Annotated in this window: 19 protein-coding genes; 13 read left to right on the top strand and 6 right to left on the bottom strand. The window is 68.6% G+C overall.

The genetic code is table 11. The annotated features are described in order from the left end of the window. A partial coding sequence (locus ACRDSQ_RS30940; protein ID WP_431425998.1) for a cation:proton antiporter occupies positions 1–1105 on the top strand: 1105 nt, incomplete at its 5' end. 75 nt (positions 1106–1180) lie between these two features. Beyond that, positions 1181–1636 carry a hypothetical protein gene (locus tag ACRDSQ_RS30935; RefSeq protein ID WP_431425997.1) on the top strand — a complete coding sequence of 152 codons (456 nt, stop codon included), beginning with the start codon at positions 1181–1183 and terminating at the stop codon, positions 1634–1636. A gap of 31 nt (positions 1637–1667) precedes the next feature. Here ACRDSQ_RS30935 and ACRDSQ_RS30930 read toward each other — a convergent pair whose 3' ends face one another. After that, complete coding sequence (locus tag ACRDSQ_RS30930) at positions 1668–2954, bottom strand: adenylosuccinate synthase (protein ID WP_431425996.1); 1287 nt, start codon at positions 2952–2954, stop codon at positions 1668–1670. 95 nt (positions 2955–3049) lie between these two features. On the opposite strand from ACRDSQ_RS30930, the gene ACRDSQ_RS30925 reads away from it, so the two are divergent. The 3 genes from ACRDSQ_RS30925 to ACRDSQ_RS30915 all read left to right on the top strand — a co-directional run bounded on the left by ACRDSQ_RS30925 (position 3050) and on the right by ACRDSQ_RS30915 (position 4766). Beyond that, on the top strand, positions 3050–3718 hold the full coding sequence (locus ACRDSQ_RS30925) for a hypothetical protein (protein ID WP_431425995.1): 669 nt from the start codon (positions 3050–3052) through the stop codon (positions 3716–3718). Positions 3719–3877: 159 nt separating this feature from the next. Then, positions 3878–4498: a GmrSD restriction endonuclease domain-containing protein gene (locus tag ACRDSQ_RS30920; protein ID WP_431426003.1), complete on the top strand. Its 621-nt coding sequence runs from the start codon at positions 3878–3880 to the stop codon at positions 4496–4498. 19 nt (positions 4499–4517) lie between these two features. Further along, entirely contained in the window at positions 4518–4766 is a 249-nt protein-coding gene (locus ACRDSQ_RS30915; protein WP_431425993.1) for a hypothetical protein, read from the top strand. Between the two features lie 102 nt (positions 4767–4868). On the opposite strand, the gene ACRDSQ_RS30910 is transcribed toward ACRDSQ_RS30915, so the two are convergent. Next, positions 4869–5276: a DUF3151 domain-containing protein gene (locus ACRDSQ_RS30910; RefSeq protein ID WP_431425992.1), complete on the bottom strand. Its 408-nt coding sequence runs from the start codon at positions 5274–5276 to the stop codon at positions 4869–4871. A 186-nt stretch (positions 5277–5462) separates the two neighbouring features. Here ACRDSQ_RS30910 and ACRDSQ_RS30905 point away from each other — a divergent pair, with 186 nt between their 5' ends. Further along, positions 5463–6632 (top strand): hypothetical protein, encoded by a 1170-nt coding sequence (locus tag ACRDSQ_RS30905; RefSeq protein ID WP_431425991.1) that lies wholly within the window; start codon positions 5463–5465, stop codon positions 6630–6632. 51 nt (positions 6633–6683) lie between these two features. Here the strand turns inward: ACRDSQ_RS30905 and fbaA are convergent, their stop codons facing one another. Then, on the bottom strand, positions 6684–7718 hold the full coding sequence (fbaA, locus tag ACRDSQ_RS30900) for a class II fructose-bisphosphate aldolase (RefSeq protein WP_431426002.1): 1035 nt from the start codon (positions 7716–7718) through the stop codon (positions 6684–6686). A 163-nt stretch (positions 7719–7881) separates the two neighbouring features. Between fbaA and ACRDSQ_RS30895 the strand changes: the two genes are divergently transcribed. Then, complete coding sequence (locus tag ACRDSQ_RS30895) at positions 7882–8805, top strand: SDR family oxidoreductase (protein ID WP_431425990.1); 924 nt, start codon at positions 7882–7884, stop codon at positions 8803–8805. Positions 8806–8834: 29 nt separating this feature from the next. Beyond that, a complete protein-coding gene (locus ACRDSQ_RS30890; protein ID WP_431425989.1) occupies positions 8835–9299 on the top strand; it encodes a pyridoxamine 5'-phosphate oxidase family protein in 465 nt (154 codons plus the stop codon). Here ACRDSQ_RS30890 and ACRDSQ_RS30885 read toward each other — a convergent pair. Next, on the bottom strand, positions 9296–9577 hold the full coding sequence (locus ACRDSQ_RS30885; protein WP_431425988.1) for a YciI family protein: 282 nt from the start codon (positions 9575–9577) through the stop codon (positions 9296–9298). The genes ACRDSQ_RS30890 and ACRDSQ_RS30885 overlap by 4 nt on opposite strands. A 160-nt stretch (positions 9578–9737) precedes the next feature. Here ACRDSQ_RS30885 and ACRDSQ_RS30880 point away from each other — a divergent pair, with 160 nt between their 5' ends. The 4 genes from ACRDSQ_RS30880 to ACRDSQ_RS30865 all read left to right on the top strand — a co-directional run bounded on the left by ACRDSQ_RS30880 (position 9738) and on the right by ACRDSQ_RS30865 (position 12453). Continuing rightward, positions 9738–10307 carry a SigE family RNA polymerase sigma factor gene (locus ACRDSQ_RS30880; RefSeq protein ID WP_187218900.1) on the top strand — a complete coding sequence of 190 codons (570 nt, stop codon included), beginning with the start codon at positions 9738–9740 and terminating at the stop codon, positions 10305–10307. Between the two features lie 79 nt (positions 10308–10386). Beyond that, on the top strand, positions 10387–11517 hold the full coding sequence (gene nagA / locus ACRDSQ_RS30875) for an N-acetylglucosamine-6-phosphate deacetylase (protein ID WP_431426000.1): 1131 nt from the start codon (positions 10387–10389) through the stop codon (positions 11515–11517). Further along, positions 11514–11771 carry a hypothetical protein gene (locus tag ACRDSQ_RS30870; RefSeq protein WP_431425986.1) on the top strand — a complete coding sequence of 86 codons (258 nt, stop codon included), beginning with the start codon at positions 11514–11516 and terminating at the stop codon, positions 11769–11771. Before nagA ends, ACRDSQ_RS30870 begins: the two co-directional genes overlap by 4 nt. Positions 11772–11793: 22 nt before the next feature. Further along, positions 11794–12453, top strand: coding sequence for a VTT domain-containing protein (locus ACRDSQ_RS30865; protein WP_431425984.1), 660 nt, complete (start codon positions 11794–11796; stop codon positions 12451–12453). 3 nt (positions 12454–12456) lie between these two features. On the opposite strand, the gene ACRDSQ_RS30860 is transcribed toward ACRDSQ_RS30865, so the two are convergent. Beyond that, positions 12457–13452, bottom strand: coding sequence for a hypothetical protein (locus tag ACRDSQ_RS30860; RefSeq protein WP_431425982.1), 996 nt, complete (start codon positions 13450–13452; stop codon positions 12457–12459). A 63-nt stretch (positions 13453–13515) separates the two neighbouring features. Next, positions 13516–14898 carry an FAD-binding oxidoreductase gene (locus ACRDSQ_RS30855; RefSeq protein WP_431425981.1) on the bottom strand — a complete coding sequence of 461 codons (1383 nt, stop codon included), beginning with the start codon at positions 14896–14898 and terminating at the stop codon, positions 13516–13518. Between the two features lie 195 nt (positions 14899–15093). Between ACRDSQ_RS30855 and ACRDSQ_RS30850 the strand changes: the two genes are divergently transcribed. Beyond that, positions 15094–15486: alpha/beta hydrolase (locus ACRDSQ_RS30850; RefSeq protein WP_431425979.1), on the top strand; the 393-nt coding region annotated here is incomplete at its 3' end.

Raw genomic sequence — 15486 nt, 5'->3', positions numbered from 1 at the left:
GGGCAACGACGCCACGGCGCTGACCGCGTTCAAGGTGGCGGTCGCGGCGGCCACGGGCGCGGCGGCGTTCTCGTGGGGGAACAGCGTGCTGACGTTCGCGGGCGCGGCCGTCGGGGGTGTGCTGGTCGGGTTGGTGTTGGCCGTCGTGGTCCACGCCGTCCGGCTGCGGTTGCGCGATGGTGTGCTGGAGAGCGCGCTCGGGTTGCTGGTCCCCTTCGGCGCGTACCTGCTGGCTGAGGAGGTACACGCGTCGGGCGTCCTGGCCGTGGTGGTCGCCGGGTTGTACCTCGGGCACAACGCGCCCGCGGCGGGGTTCTCGACCCGGCTGCAGGAGACAGCGGTGTGGCGGTCGGCCGACGTGCTGCTTGAGTCGCTGGTCTTCGCGCTGATCGGGTTGCAGCTGCGCACGGTCATCGCGGACACGCGGCCGGGGTGGGGTCTGGTGGGCGCGTCCGCGGTGGTGCTGGCGGCGGTGATCGTGGTCCGGTTCGTGTGGATGTTCCCGGCCGCCCATATCCCGCGGTGGCTGTCGCCGCGGATCCGGGCACGGGAGCCGCGGCCCGGGTGGCGGCAGGTCACGGTGATCTCGTGGGCGGGCATGCGCGGAGTGGTGTCGCTGGCGGCCGCGGCGGCGATTCCGGCGGACATGCCGGGGCGCGATGTCGTGGTGCTGCTGACTTTTGTCGTGACGGTCGGGACGCTTCTGTTGCAGGGCACCACTTTGCCCGCGTTGATCCGCGCGCTGCGGTTCGAGGCGTCCGACACGCAGGAACGCGCGCTCGCCGAGGCTCAGGTCCAGGACACGGCGGCCCGGGCGGCGATCGACCGGCTGGACGAGGTGTTGTCGGAGGGTGAGATCCCCGACCACCTTGCCGAACGGCTGCGCGCGATCGCCGAACACCGGGGGAACGCCGCGTGGGAACGGCTGGGGCGTCAGGAATTGGAGAGCCCGGCCGCGGCGTTCCGCCGACTGCGCCGCGAAATGCTGTCAGCCGAGCGCACTGTGTTCATCCAGGCGCGGAACCGGGGCGAGATCGACGACGAGGCACTGCGCAAGGTCCTGCGTGAGCTGGACTTGGAGGAGGCGGCGCTGGCCAGGGAATAACGGTTCCGCGCCAGGTGTAACTGATCAACGTCGTGGCAGATATGCAGGACAGACGATCACGAAGGCAGGCACCTGGTGAGCGAGAACATGGTCACGTGCGACGCGTGCGGCAAGCGGAACCGGATTCCGGCGCAGGTCGGCGTCCGGGGCATCCGGTGCGGCGAGTGCGGGCACGCCCTGGCCACGCCGAAGATCGTCGAGCGGCTCACGCAGGTGAAGACCGAGTTGCGGGACCTCTCGGCCAAGCTCAAGCGGTTCGACTACCCACGCAACCACGTCGACATCGAGCGCAAGCTCAGCAGGCAGAAGGCCATCCTGGCCAACCTGCCTGACCTGCCCGGATACCGGCTGACCTCGCAGGCCAGCTTCGACCTGATCGTCGAGATCAGCGTGCTCGTGGGGGAACTGGAACGCGGGCTGCAGCGGACCGCGCTGAAGGTGGCGCTCAGGATCCTCGTCGAGATCGGGCAGTTCCTCCGCATCCTCGCCGTGGAGACGCCCCGGTTGCTCACCAGCGGGTCGGACGACTGACCGGGCGCCCCGCGGGGGCGCCCGGCAGCACTCACGCCATCTGGTAGCGGACGATCGTCTGGTCGCGGCCGGGGCCGACGCCGACCGCGGACACGCGGGCACCCGAGAGTTCCTCGATGCGCTCCACGTACGCGCGGGCGTTCGCCGGGAGCTCCTCGAACGTCCGGCATTCGCTGATGTCTTCCCACCAGCCCGGCATCTCCTCGTACACCGGCACCGCGTGGTGGACGTCGGTCTGGGTCATCGGCATGTCGTCGATCCGCTGCCCGTCGACCTCGTAGGCCACGCAGATCGGCACGGTGTCCAGGCCGGACAGGACGTCGAGCTTGGTGAGGAAGTAGTCGGTGATGCCGTTGACCCGGCCGGCGTACCGGGCGATCACGGCGTCGAACCAGCCGGTGCGGCGCAGGCGCTTGGTGGTCACGCCGATCTCGCCGCCGACCTTGCGGAGGCGTTCGCCCATCTCGTCGTCGAGTTCCGTCGGGAACGGGCCGGAGCCGACGCGGGTGGTGTAGGCCTTCAGGATGCCGATCACCGTGGTGATGCGGGTGGGGCCGATGCCCGAGCCCGCGCTCGCGCCGCCGGAGGTCGGGTTCGACGACGTGACGAACGGATAGGTGCCGTGGTCGACGTCGAGCAGGGTGCCCTGCGAGCCTTCCAGCAGCACGGTCTCGCCGCGCTCGAGCGCCTGGTTGAGCAGCAGCCGGGTGTCGGCGATGCGGTGGGCGAACTTCTCCCCGGAGGCGAGGACCTCGTCGACGACCTGCTCGGGGTCGAGCGCCTTGCGGTTGTAGATCTTGACCAGCATCTGGTTCTTGATGTCGAGCGCGGCCTCGACCTTCTGCCGCAGGATCTTCTCGTCGAGCAGGTCCTGCACGCGGACCCCGACGCGGGCGACCTTGTCCTGGTAGGCCGGGCCGATGCCGCGGCCGGTGGTGCCGATCTTGGCCTTGCCGAGGTAGCGCTCGGTGACCTTATCGATCGCCACGTGGTACGGCATGATCAAGTGCGCGTCGGCGGAGATCAGCAGGCGGGAGGTGTCGACACCGCGCTCGTCGAGACCCGCGAGTTCCGTGAGCAGCACCGCCGGGTCGACCACGACACCGTTGCCGATGACGTTGGTGATCCCCGGGGTCAGGATGCCGGACGGAATCAGGTGCAGGGCGAACTTCTGGCCGTCCGGGAGGACGACGGTGTGGCCCGCGTTGTTACCGCCCTGGTAACGCACGATCCAGTCGACGCGGTCACCGAGCAGGTCGGTGGCCTTGCCCTTGCCCTCGTCGCCCCATTGGGCGCCGATCAGCACGATTGCCGGCATGTGAGACTCCAGGTGTTGGCAGTGGAACCGTGGACACCCGAACCCGGGCTGATGCGGGCGAATGCCGGTGATTGAGACTAGACCAGGAGCGTGTGGTGGGTGCACTCGTGCTGGCCTGCGGAAACCAGGCCGACACCGAAGCGTTGTTCGACGTCGGCGCCGAAGTCCGGGAAGTGGGCGCGAAACCGGGCAAATCCGTCGCGGATCCCCTGCTCAAAGGCCTCGACGGGCGCCGGTTGGTGGTGCACGGCACAGACGCCGACCTGGCCGCCATCGTGTTGCGAATCATGCGGCTCGACCTCCTCGGCGGGACCACGGTCGGCTTCGTGCCCGCAGGCGGCTCGGCCATCCCCAAGCTGTGGGGCATCCCGGCCGACCCAGCCGCCGCCGCTCGGGTGGCCGTCGCCGGTGAGGTCGACCCGATCCCTTTCATCCGCGACGACGCGGGCGGCGTCCTTGTCGGCGTCGGCGTGCTGCGGTCGGTCCGCGGGGTGGCGTACTGCGACGACGCCACGGTCCTGCGGGGACGGGCGAGCCGGGTGGAGGTCACCCCGGACCCCCAGGGCGGCGACGGGCTCGTCGTCCGGGTGATCCACCGCGGCCTGCTCCGCAATCGGGTGGAGACGACGCGGGGGCGGGCGTTCCAGCTGGGCTGCCTGCCGGTGATCCCCGAGTTGGACGGGGTGACGTACAAGCGGGATGTGTCCAGATGGACCTGGTACCGCCACACCGCGGACCTACGGGTCGCCCGAGGCGTCGTCTAGCGCCGAACGGTCGATCTTCGCTGGGTCTAGCGGAGAGTGGTTGAGAACTTTTACTGTAAGTCGTCAGTGTGTCACCCAATGGCTTCATGGACTCCATCCTGCGCAGACACGGTTATCCGGCGTTCTCCTTGATCCGCACCTGGAGGAACCTTGTCGAAGATCCGCACACTGCTCGGCTCCTTATCCCTTTCCGTCGTCCTCACGGTCGGCCTCGCCGGTGTCGCGAGCGCCACCCCACCCAACATCCCCACCGAGACGACCGCCCGTTCCGAACTCGCGTCCCTCACGGTCGCGCCGGACGGGTCGATGACCGGCTATTCGCGGGACAAGTTCCCGCATTGGATCACCATCTCCGGCTCCTGCAACACCCGTGAGACCGTCCTCAAGCGCGACGGCACGAACGTGGTCACCGACTCGTACTGCGCGGCGACCTCCGGCAGCTGGTACAGCCCCTACGACGGCGCGACCTGGACTCTGGCGTCCGATGTGGACATCGATCACGTCGTGCCGCTCGCCGCCGCGTGGCGGTCGGGGGCCTCGTCGTGGACGACCAGCCAGCGGCAGGCGTTCGCCAACGACCTGAGCTACCCGCAGCTCATCGCGGTCACCGACAACGTCAACCAGGCCAAGGGCGACCAGACGCCCGCGACGTGGAAGCCGCCGCTCAGCTCGTACTGGTGCACTTACGCGAAGATGTGGACGCACGTGAAGTACAAGTACTCGCTGCGGGTGAACTCGGCGGAGAAGTCTGCTCTGCTGAGCATGCTCAACTACTGCTGACCTCCTGAGAGGACCGCCGATGTCGGAGTACACCTCACCGTTCGCCGCGGGTCCGGGCGTGATGACCGAGGAAGCCGGTGTGCTGACCGGTGACCTGGAGCTGCGCACGGTCAGCGCTCCTGGCGGCGCGGTGACGGCGAAGGTGCGCTACGCCGGGACGACCGAGTGGTACCGGCTGCGCGGCGGCCAGTGCAAGCTCGTGCACGACGGCGACCACCGGGCCGTCCACTCGATCCTCGTCGGCGTCCTCAACCGCCCAATCGGCTGAAGAACGCGAGTCGCCCCGTCCAGCGAGTGAGTTCGACTTTCGCGAATGTCGAACTCACTTGCCGGGCGGGGCGACTCGTTTGCCTGGAGGGGCGACTCGCCGTTACAGGCCCAAGGCCGCGGGGGCTGCCGGGTCGGAGTCGGCGAGGAAGGTCGAGCAGCGCTCGTACTCCTCGGTGTCGTTGATCGCCTTGGCGGCGCGGGCCAGGGCGGCGAGGGAACGCAGGAAGCCCTGGTTCGGGGCGTGCGACCACGGGATCGGGCCGAAGCCCTTCCAGCCGGAACGGCGGAGCTGGTCGAGGCCGCGGTGGTAGCCGGTGCGCGCGTAGGCATAAGCGGCGACGTTCTCGCCCTTGTTGAGCGCCGCTTCGGCGAGCGCGGCCCAGGCGGCACTGAAGTCGGGCCAGCGGGCCGCCACGTCGGCCGGGTCGGCGCCGGTGTCCAAAGCACCTTGCGGCTCTTCGCGGGCGGGGAGCATTGTGGGGTCAGGTCCAAGCAGGTTGCCGTCCATACGGGTCATCCTGCCCCATCGCCCGAGTCGGTGACCTGTGAGACGAATACATCCCGATATTGCACTAGGTGACGACCCTGATTCGAAAGGTCACCAACCCCTAGGGGGATAACCCGGATTTTCGCACGGAGGAGTGGGGGCGGCTTTCCGTTCTCAGCAGCGCGCCGCCATGATGGCCAGGTGAACATGGGGCGACCAACGATCGAGGACCCTGCGGGCAAAGGTCCTGTCGGGCAGTTCAAGGATTTCTTTCGGCTGCATTGGACGCGTGGGGACGCGGGCGCCGACACACCCGAGTGGGTGTGGCATTTCGCCTATCGCACCTGGTTGATCGCCCTGTTGTTCAAGGTGCTCGGGTCGTCGTGGGACGAGTCGTGGCATTTCAAGTTCCAGCGTGACGACCTCGCCGCGCCGCACCTGATCAACACTGTCGGCACGGGTATCGCCGTGGTTCTTGTGGCCATTCACACGTTCACCGGCATGGCCGTCACGAAACGCGCGCAGCGGCTGCTGCAGGTCGGTTTGGCTGTTTTTCTCATCGCCGCCCCGCTCGATGTGATCAATCACCGGGTCAACGGACTCGACCTCACGGCGTGGAGCGCGTCGCACGCGCTGCTCTACCTGGGCACCGCGCTGATGATCGCCGGGCTCATCGACGGCTGGGCCTCGGCCGGGCCGCGGGGCAAGGCGCGGCCGTGGATCCTGGGTGGGCTGTGGGTGTTCTTCCTGGAGAACATGCTGTTCCCCAACGGCCAGCAGGAGTACGGCGTCCTGGAACTGCGGTCCTGCATGCCGAACGGCGTGCTGACGATCGACACCTGCTACGCCGAGCGCAGCCTGCTGGAGTTCGCCGCCGAGCAGATCGGCCGCCCGGTCGACTACGAGGCGATCAAGCAGTTCGCGCTGCCGATCCCGGACTGGGTGTACCCGATGTGGGGCATCGGGATGGCCGGGCTCGTGCTCGTCGCCGCCGCGAAGACGATCGGCCTGCGCTGGGCCGCCACCGGGGTGGCCGCCGCGTACGTCGCCTACCGCGCGGTGATCTGGCCGATGCTGGTCGTGGCCGACTTCCCACCGTCGACCGTGCCGTTCTACCTGGTGTTCGTCGGCCTGGCGATCGACCTGGTGCGCCGGGCGAACCTCTCGCACACCATGGAGGCCGTCGTCGGAGCCGGTGTGGTGACTGTGCTCGGCCACGGCGCGCTCCACCTGCAGGAAGTGACCATCGCCGCCCCGCCGATCGCCTGGTGGTCCGCGCCGATCACGTTCGTGCTGCTGGCGGGCTTCTGGTGGCTGGGCAAGCCGGTCGCGCAGTGGTTCAACGAGCGGCAGGCGGCCGTCAAGGTCTCCGTCTGACAAAGGGAACGGCGCCTCCCGCGAACGGGAGGCGCCGTTTTGTGTCCGGGATCAGCCCGCGATCATGCGGCCCGCCGACTTGAGGTGCTCGCACGCCTGGGTGATGCGCGCGGCCATGGCCTGCTCAGCCGCCTTGAGGTAGCTGCGCGGGTCGTAGACCTTCTTGTTGCCGACCTCGCCGTCGATCTTGAGCACACCGTCGTAGTTGGCGAACATGTGCGCCGCGATCGGGCGGGTGAACGCGTACTGGGTGTCGGTGTCGATGTTCATCTTGATGACGCCGTAGGACACCGCCTCGTGGATCTCCTCGAGCAGCGAGCCGGAGCCGCCGTGGAAGACCAGGTCGAACGGCTTGGAGCCGGGCGCGAGGCCCAGCTTCTCGGCGACGACGTCCTGGCCCTGCTTCAGGATCGACGGCTTGAGCTTGACGTTGCCCGGCTTGTAGACGCCGTGCACGTTGCCGAAGGTCGCGGCCAGCAGGTAGCGGCCCTTCTCACCCACGCCGAGCGCGTCGACGGTCTTGAGGTAGTCCTCGGCCGTCGTGTAGAGCTTGTCGTTGATCTCGTTGTCGACGCCGTCTTCCTCGCCGCCGACGACACCGACCTCGATCTCCAGCACGATCCTGGCCTTGGCCGCGGCCTCGAGCAGGTCGGCGGCGATCTGCAGGTTCTCGTCGAGCGCGACCGCCGAGCCGTCCCACATGTGCGACTGGAACAGGGGCGCGCGGCCTGCGTCGACCCGCTCCTGGCTGATCGCGATCAGCGGGCGGACGAAGCCGTCGAGCTTGTCCTTGGGGCAGTGGTCGGTGTGGAGCGCGACGTTGACCGGGTACTTCTCGGCGACGACGTGCGCGAACTCGGCGAGCGCGACCGCGCCGGCCACCATGTCCTTGACCTTGGTGCCGGAGGCGAACTCGGAGCCGCCGGTGGACACCTGGATGATGCCGTCGCTCTCGGCTTCGGCGAAGCCGCGCAGTGCGGCGTTCAATGTTTCCGACGAGGTCACGTTGATGGCCGGGTAAGCGAACTCGTTCGCCTTGGCCCGGTCCAGCATCTCCGCGTAGACCTCGGGTGTGGCGATGGGCATCGGTGGGTCCTCCTCGGGGTGGCCTGCGCCGTTCTGCCGCATCCTACGAGGGTTGTGTTTCAGGTGTGTCGGGCTAGTCCGCCAACGAGATAACTGTTACTCCAATTTACGGTTACTTGTGGTAGCTTACTCACGGTAAGGAACGCGACCGAGGAGGACTCCGATGGGTGTGACGAACCTGCTGGCCCGCGAGCAAGACGTCAAAGGCAAGGTCATCGTGATCACCGGGGCCGCCCGCGGCTTCGGCGCGGGCCTGGCCAAGCGGTTCGCCGCGCGGGGGGCCAAGGTCGCGCTCGTCGGTCTGGAACCGGACGTGATGAAGAAGGTCGCCGCCGAGTGCGGGCCGGACGCCGCCGTGTTCGAGGCGGACGTGACGGACTGGGCCGCTCTCGAGACCGCGACCAAAGGCATCGTCGAGCGCTTCGGCGGAATCGACATCGTCGTGGCCAACGCGGGCATCGCGGCCGCGGGCTTCGTCCGGTCGATCGACCCGAAGGCGTTCGAGCGGACCATCGAGGTCGACCTGCTCGGCGTGTGGCGCACCGTTCGGGTGACGCTGCCGCACGTGATCGACCGCAAGGGCTACATCCTGGTCGTGTCCTCGCTGGCGGCGATCACGCACGCGCCCGCGATGGCGGCCTACGCGGCGGCGAAGGCGGGCGTCGAGGCATTCACCAACAGCCTGCGCGCCGAGATGCGGCACCTCGGTGTGCGCGTCGGTGTCGCGCACCCGTCGTGGATCGCGACCGACCTGGTCAACGGCGCCGACGAGCACCCGGTGTTCGGACCGCTGCGGGCGAGCATGCCCGGCCCGATGGGCAAGACGTACCCGGTCGAGTTCGCCCTCGACGCCCTGGAGAAGGGCATCCTTCGGCGCGACCGCAGCATCCACGTGCCCGGCTGGGTCGGCGCGCTGAAGGTGATCCGCACGTTCCTGCCGCCGATCATCGAGATCGGCGCGAAGCTGCGCGGCAACATCGTGGCGAAGGCAGACAAGGCGGCGCTGGAGGACATCGCCAAGCGCGGCGCGGAAGTCTCGTCCCGGGCGGTCGGCGCGGGCGGCCAGGCGGACGCCGACAGGCGTTAGCCTGCCCGTCAGACCACGAGGAGGCGCGGATGTCGCGACGGGACCAGATCAAGCTTTCGCCGGAGGAGATCCAGGCGTTCCTGGAGAACCAGAAGACCGCGAACGTGGCGACCATCGGCAAGAACGGCCGCCCGCATCTCGTCTCGCTGTGGTACCTGCCCGAGGGCGACACCCTCACGACGTGGACGTACGAGTCGTCGCAGAAGGTCGCCAACCTGCGCAGGCTCGCCCAGGCCACGGTGCTCGTGGAGAGCGGCGAAAGCTATGAGGAACTCGTCGGCGTGATGCTGGAATGCGACGTCGAGCTCATCGAGGACACCGAGCGCATCACCGAGATCGGCAGCGCGCTGACGCTTCGCTACACGGGCAGTGAGGAAGTGGCCGCGGCAGCGTCGCAGTTCGTGCGGGCCCAGGCGGCGAAGCGGATCGGGCTGGTCTTCCGGCCCACCAAGATCGTCTCCTGGGACCACGGCAAACTCGGCGGCACCTACTAGCCCGCGAAGGGTCCGAGGGCGATCGTCCACTCCCGGATCACACGGGCGGCGGCGATTCCCTCGGTCGTGTACGGATCGACGGCGAGGATCTTGTCGAGTTCCTCGCGGTCCTCGAGCTTCACCACGAAGAATCCGCCGGTCCCGTCCGCCCAGGGACCGCCGCCGAGCACGTGGCCGGTCTCCACCAGCTCCTGCAGGTAGGCGCGGTGAGACGGGCGGACCTCGGCGAGGCGGTCGGCGTCGTCGATGTAAGTGGTGTCCACGGTGAACCAGGTCATGGCGCCCATCGTCGCAGTCGGTCTTTTCCGACCGTCGGCCGATGTGCTTACCGGCGCCGCCCGGTAAGGTTTGGCCGTGGCAGGGGATGGTGTGCAACCGGGTGACTACCCTCCGGCGCGCGGGAATGTCAGTGCCTCCGGGCAGCCCGCGGACACGCCCGTGGAGGGCAACGCGGAGCGCAGCGTCGAGCAGACGCTGACCCGGCTCCGGGCTATCGACCTCAAGAGCGCGCCGCCGCCCGCGCCTGAGGCGCCGCTGACGCTCGAAGACCTCTACCGCACCCACCGGATGCGTCTCGTCCGGCTGGCGCTGCTGCTGGTCGACGAGCCTGCGACGGCCGAGGATGTCGTGCAGGAGGCGTTCACCGGGCTGCACCGCAACTGGGGTGGTCTGCGGGACGCGGCCGCCGCGGTCGGCTATCTGCGGACAGCGGTGGTCAACGGCTCGCGGAGTGTGCTGCGCCGCCGCAAGACCGCGCGGGAGTACACGCCGCCGCACGCGGTCAACGCGCGTTCCGCGGAGAGCCTCGCGATGCTGACCGCGGAACACCAGCAGGTGGTCAAGGCCCTGTCGCAGCTGCCGCCGAGGCAGCGCGAGGTCCTGGTCCTGCGCTACTACGGCAACCTGTCCGAGGCCGAGATCGCCGAGGCCACGGGCATTTCCAAGGGCACGGTGAAGTCGACGGCGAGCCGGGCGCTCGAAGCTCTCCAGAAGATCATGAACACCTAGTCTCCCTAAAAAGTGGTTTAGACCAATAGACTCTCCCCGGGACGTGATCTCGGGGAGGGATACGCGCGTGGGCGCACATCTGATTTCTGGCGGCAGGCTCGTCACGCCGGACGGCGTGCTGGATGACGGCTGGCTGCTCGTCGAGGACGGTCTGATCGCCGCCCTCGGCACCGGCGCGCCGCCCGCGACGTACCGCGTGCACGACGCGCGCGGGGCCTGGGTGGTGCCCGGGTTCGTCGACATCCACTGCCACGGCGGCGGCGGGTCCGCCTTCACCAGCCCCCACCCGGCCGACGTCCTGCGCGCGGCGCATACCCACGCCAGCCACGGGACCACGACACTGCTGGCCAGTCTGGTCTCCGCGCCGGTCCCCGAGTTGGTCGAGCAGATCGCGGCGCTGCGCGAGCACGTCGAGGACGGCCTGCTCGCGGGCATCCACCTGGAGGGGCCGTTCCTCGCCGAGGCCCGCTGCGGCGCGCACGATCCGGCGATCCTGCAGCCGCCCCACCGCGACGACGTCGAAAAGCTCCTCACGACCGGCCCGGTCCGGATGGTCACGCTGGCGCCCGAGCTTGCGGGGTCGGTCCGCGCGGTCCGCCAGATCGTCGACGCGGGCGCCATCGCCGCCATCGGGCACACCGACGCCACCGAGGCCCTGGTGCTGCCCGCGGTCGACGCGGGCGCGACCGTCGCGACCCACCTGTTCAACGGCATGCGGCCGCTGCACCACCGCGAGGCGGGCCCGATCGGCGCGCTGCTCGACGACGAGCGCGTGTCCGTCGAACTGATCTGCGACCTGGTCCACCTGAGCCCGACGGTTGTCCGGCTCGCCGCCCAGCACGCCGGGCCCACCAGAACGGTCCTCGTGACCGACGCCATCGCCGCGGCGGGCGCGGGCGACGGCCGCTACCTGGTCGGCGGGATCACCGTGGAGGTGCTCGACGGGGTGCCGCTCGTCGTCGGCGGCGACTCCTTGGCGGGCAGCACGCTGACCATGGACGTCGCCTTCCGCAACATGGTCAAGACCTGCGGCATGGGCATCCTCGACGCCGTGGACGCGACCTCGACCCGGCCCGCCGAGCTGCTGGGCCTGGCCAAGACCACCGGCAGCCTCACCAAGGGCCTGGCGGCCGACGTGGTGCTGCTCGACCCGAACCTGCGCCTCGACGGCGTCCTCAGGCACGGCGAGTGGGTTAACGTCGACGCATGACCGACGACCCGGAGCGCCTCCTCGCCGAGGCGTTGCGCGCGCAGGCGGCGCGGACTCCGCTGTCGGAGTCGGCGACGAGCCCGGTCGCGCACTTCGGTTTGCTCTCAGGCAGTGACCTGCCGCTTATCGCCCAACCGGAGCCGACGACGCGGCTCGAACCGGACACCCGGCCGAGGTTCGGGTGGGTGCTGCTGATCGCTGTTCTGCTCGGGTTGGCCGCCGGGTCCGTGGTGGGCCTGCTCACGCTGATGTGAGCCCGGTACCTTTGTGGGCGTGATGAGCGCCGATCTGACCGTCAATCTCGCCCTGCTGCCGTCGTGGCTGGACCCCGAGGTCATCCTCCGGAGTCTGGGGCCGTTCCTGCTGCCGGGTCTGTGCCTCATCATCTTCGCCGAGTGCGGCCTGCTGCTCGGGTTCTTCCTGCCGGGTGACTCGCTCCTGTTCACCGCGGGCCTGTTCGTCGCCCTCGACTACATCTCGCCGCCGCTGTGGCTGGTGTGCGTGCTGCTGACGGTCTGCGCGTTCGTGGGCAACGTCGTCGGGTACTGGATAGGCGAGAAGGCCGGGCCCGCGCTGTTCAACAAGCCGGACTCGAAGCTGTTCAAGAAGGAACACGTCGAGAAGACGCACGAGTTCTTCGAGAAGTACGGCCCTCGCGCGATCGTGCTGGCCCGGTTCGTGCCGATCATCCGCACGTTCATTACCGCTATCGCCGGTGTCGGCAAGATGGACAAGCGCAAGTTCTTCGTCTACTCGGGCATCGGCGCGGTGCTGTGGGCGACCGGCGTGACGGTGCTGGGCTACTTCCTCGGCCAGATCCCGTTCGTGCACGACAACCTCGAAGCGATGATCCTGCTGATCGTGTTCGTCTCGATCCTGCCGATCATCTTCGAGGTCCTGAAGGCCCGCCGCGAGAAGAAGCGCGCCGCCGCCTAGCGCTCACTCGTCGTCGAAAGTGATGGTCACGGCGTCATCGCGCGAGATGTCGACGACGCCGCGGATAGTGAAGTCCTGGGTACGGGTGCGGCCGTCGGTGAAGCTGAACCGGCCCTTCGCGGTGGCGAAGTGGATGGCCGGTTTCGTTGAGCCGTCGGCCTTGTACTCGGTCTGGTAGGCCTGCAGCCGTTCGATCGTGGGACTGCGGTCCAGTCGGAAGTCGGTTGCGGCTTCGGAATATGTCCGCAGGTAGCGCGGGCAGTCGGCGGGCGGCGCGGCGCCGGTGCCGAAACACCGGGCCAACAGCTCATTGATCTTGGCCGTGACCAGTCGGGACAACTCCTGCTCAGGCTGATAGCCGATGGCCGCGGGGTTCATCTCCATGGACTGGCCATGGGCGACCGACATGTCGTTCGGCAAGGCTCGCACGTACTTCGACGTCATCCCCATGAGCTGGTAGGACGCCGGGTACATGAGGAAACGCCGCTGGGGAAACCCGTTGAGGCGCGGGCCGCTCACCGGGATCCGTGCCGCGCCGAGCGAACCGGAGTCCAAGGTCGGCACGTTGGTTTGCACCACGACCGGCACCACCAGGGGGTCGATGACGCGCCATCGTTCGAGGCCACCGAAGGAGTTCGGTTCGCGCTTGACCCGCAGACTCGTGGTGTAGGAGCGCCCAGGGAGTTCGTAGCGCACGGTCGCCACGGCGGTCTGACCTGGCTCGACGCCCGAATCGTGACCGATCACCTCGGTCACCTTGATCCGCTGCGACGCCGCCAGCACCTCGTCGGTGAGGAAGGCCCGGTCCGGCCCGGGGGCGACGAGCGCGTTCGCCGCTGTCGCGTCGCCGCGGGCGATGAGGTCGACGTACTCCCGCACGGCTTGCGCGGGGCCGCGCGAGTCGTTCACCTGGCCGATGACGATCACGCAGGCGATGAGCAACGCCACCGCGCACCCGCCTGCGATGAGCGCGTTGCGGCGCGACGGTATGCCCACCACGTTCCGACCCTTTCGTTCGTGTCCTGCGCGTCGGACGAACAGGTGTGCCGACTGGTTCCCGTGTCAGTGGAACATCGAACCAGGGTTGAACAGGTTGCCAGGATCCAGCGCGGTTTTGATGGCGCGGTGGGTGCGTAGGCCGATCGGGCCGATCTCGCGGGCCAGCCATTCGCGTTTGATCTTGCCGATGCCGTGTTCGCCGGTGACCGTGCCGCCGAGGCTGAGGCCGACCGCGAGGATGTCGTCGAAGGCTTGGCGGGCGCGGGCAAACTCGTCCTCGGACGTCGGGTCGTAGACGATCGTCGGGTGCATGTTTCCGTCGCCCGCGTGCCCGACGACGGCGATGCGCAGGCCGACCTCGCGGCTGATCCGTTCGCAGCCCGCGATGAGTTCGGCGATGCGGGTGCGCGGGACGCAGACGTCGTCGGTGAGCCAGGAGCCGTAGACCTCCAGCGCCATCAGGACGGCGCGGCGGGCGGTGAGCAGCGCCTGTCCTTCGGCCGGGTCGAAGGTCGTGAACGCCATCTCCGCGCCCGCGTCGGCGCAGACCTGCTCGATCATGGCCAGTTCCCGGCGCGCGGCCTCGCCGCCGGAGTCGGACTGGCAGATGAGCAGGGCGGCGCAGCCCTTGCCCGCGCCGAGTTCGGTCTTGAGGTGTTCCTCGACTGCCTCGATCGACGTGGCATCCATGATCTCCATCAGTGAGGGCACGATGCCTTCGCGGACGATCCTGGTCACCGCGACGCCCGCGGCCTCGGTGGACCCGAAGGCGGCCACCATGGTTCCAGGCGCCTGGGGCAGCGGGCGCAGGGCGAGCGTGGCCTGGGTGATTACGCCGAGGGTGCCTTCGCTGCCGATGAAGAGCTTGGTGAGGTCGTAGCCCGCGACACCCTTGACGGTGCGGCGGCCGGTCTTGAGGAGTTCGCCGTCGGCGAGGACGACGTGCAGGCCGAGCACGGAGTCGGTGGTGACGCCGTACTTCACGCAGCAGAGGCCGCCTGCGTTGGTGGAGAGGTTGCCGCCGATGGTGCACCAGTCGTAGCTCGACGGATCGGGCGGATAGAAGAGCCCGTGCTTCTCGACGGCTCCGCGCAGGTCGAGGTTGATGACACCGGGTTCGACGACGGCGAGCCGGTTGTCCGGGTCGATCTCCACGATCGCGTTCATCCGGGTGGTCACCAGCACCAAACAGCCATCGATGGCGTTGGCCGCGCCCGACAGCCCGCTACCAGCGCCGCGCGGCACTATCGGCACACCGTGTTCGGCGCAGGCACGCACGACTTCCTGGACCTGGGCGGTGTCGGTGGGGAACGCGACCGCGAGCGGCTCGCCGAACGGCGCCAGCGGCATGACGTCGCGCCGGTACGCGGCGGTGATGTCTGGGTCGACCGCCAAGCCGTCGCCGAGGATGGCGTTGAGCCTGGTCAACAGGACGTCTGTGCTCACATAACCACCGTAGTCGGCGGTTGGTTTAGTAACGGTTGACAGTTACAACTTTCGGACGAAGAGCCGGCGCCATTCGCTGACTTACAGTTGGTCAAGTGGGTTGCGTCACTGTGGACCGCCCGCGTCGGGGAGGGGCGGTGTGCCATGGCTGTCATGCCAGGTCCCAGTGTTCAGGCTCGTGCTCTATCGCTGTTCATGACCAGAACCATCCGTCCCATCGCCGACCGGATCCAGCTTCGCGGGGCGCAGCTGCGCATCGTGCGTGAGGCATTCGACTCGCTGGGCGTGACTCCGCTGCCGCGTGGCACGAAGGTCCGGGCGGTATCGGAACCGCACGGGTATGGCGATGTCCATGGCCTGTGGATCTGCGCGCGCGATGCCGACGAGAAGGCAGGCGCGGTGTTGTACCTGCATGGCGGCGGGTTCGTCTTCGGGTCGGTGCGGACGCACAAGCACCTGGCGGCGGCACTGTCGGCGACGTCGGGTCTGCCGGTGCTGTTGCTGGACTACCGCAGGGCCCCCGAACACCCTTTCCCAGCCGCGGCCGACGACGCGCTCGCCGGCTACCACTGGCTGCTTGACCAGGGC

This window comes from Actinokineospora sp., from assembly GCF_050699995.1.
GTDB lineage: Bacteria > Actinomycetota > Actinomycetes > Mycobacteriales > Pseudonocardiaceae > Actinokineospora.
The sequence above is the reverse complement of the archived record's forward strand: the minus strand, read 5'-3'. Positions and strand labels throughout refer to the sequence as shown.

Excerpts from the sequence above, each read along its gene's own strand:
- ACRDSQ_RS30905 (WP_431425991.1), top strand. The coding sequence starts at position 5,463 with ATGGGGCGACCAACGATCGAGGACCCTGCGGGCAAAGGTCCTGTCGGG.
- ACRDSQ_RS30930 (WP_431425996.1), bottom strand. The coding sequence starts at position 2,954 with ATGCCGGCAATCGTGCTGATCGGCGCCCAATGGGGCGACGAGGGCAAG.
- ACRDSQ_RS30890 (WP_431425989.1), top strand. The coding sequence starts at position 8,835 with ATGTCGCGACGGGACCAGATCAAGCTTTCGCCGGAGGAGATCCAGGCG.
- ACRDSQ_RS30910 (WP_431425992.1), bottom strand. The coding sequence starts at position 5,276 with ATGGACGGCAACCTGCTTGGACCTGACCCCACAATGCTCCCCGCCCGC.
- ACRDSQ_RS30885 (WP_431425988.1), bottom strand. The coding sequence starts at position 9,577 with ATGACCTGGTTCACCGTGGACACCACTTACATCGACGACGCCGACCGC.
- ACRDSQ_RS30870 (WP_431425986.1), top strand. The coding sequence starts at position 11,514 with ATGACCGACGACCCGGAGCGCCTCCTCGCCGAGGCGTTGCGCGCGCAG.
- ACRDSQ_RS30865 (WP_431425984.1), top strand. The coding sequence starts at position 11,794 with ATGAGCGCCGATCTGACCGTCAATCTCGCCCTGCTGCCGTCGTGGCTG.
- ACRDSQ_RS30895 (WP_431425990.1), top strand. The coding sequence starts at position 7,882 with ATGGGTGTGACGAACCTGCTGGCCCGCGAGCAAGACGTCAAAGGCAAG.
- fbaA (WP_431426002.1), bottom strand. The coding sequence starts at position 7,718 with ATGCCCATCGCCACACCCGAGGTCTACGCGGAGATGCTGGACCGGGCC.
- ACRDSQ_RS30915 (WP_431425993.1), top strand. The coding sequence starts at position 4,518 with ATGTCGGAGTACACCTCACCGTTCGCCGCGGGTCCGGGCGTGATGACC.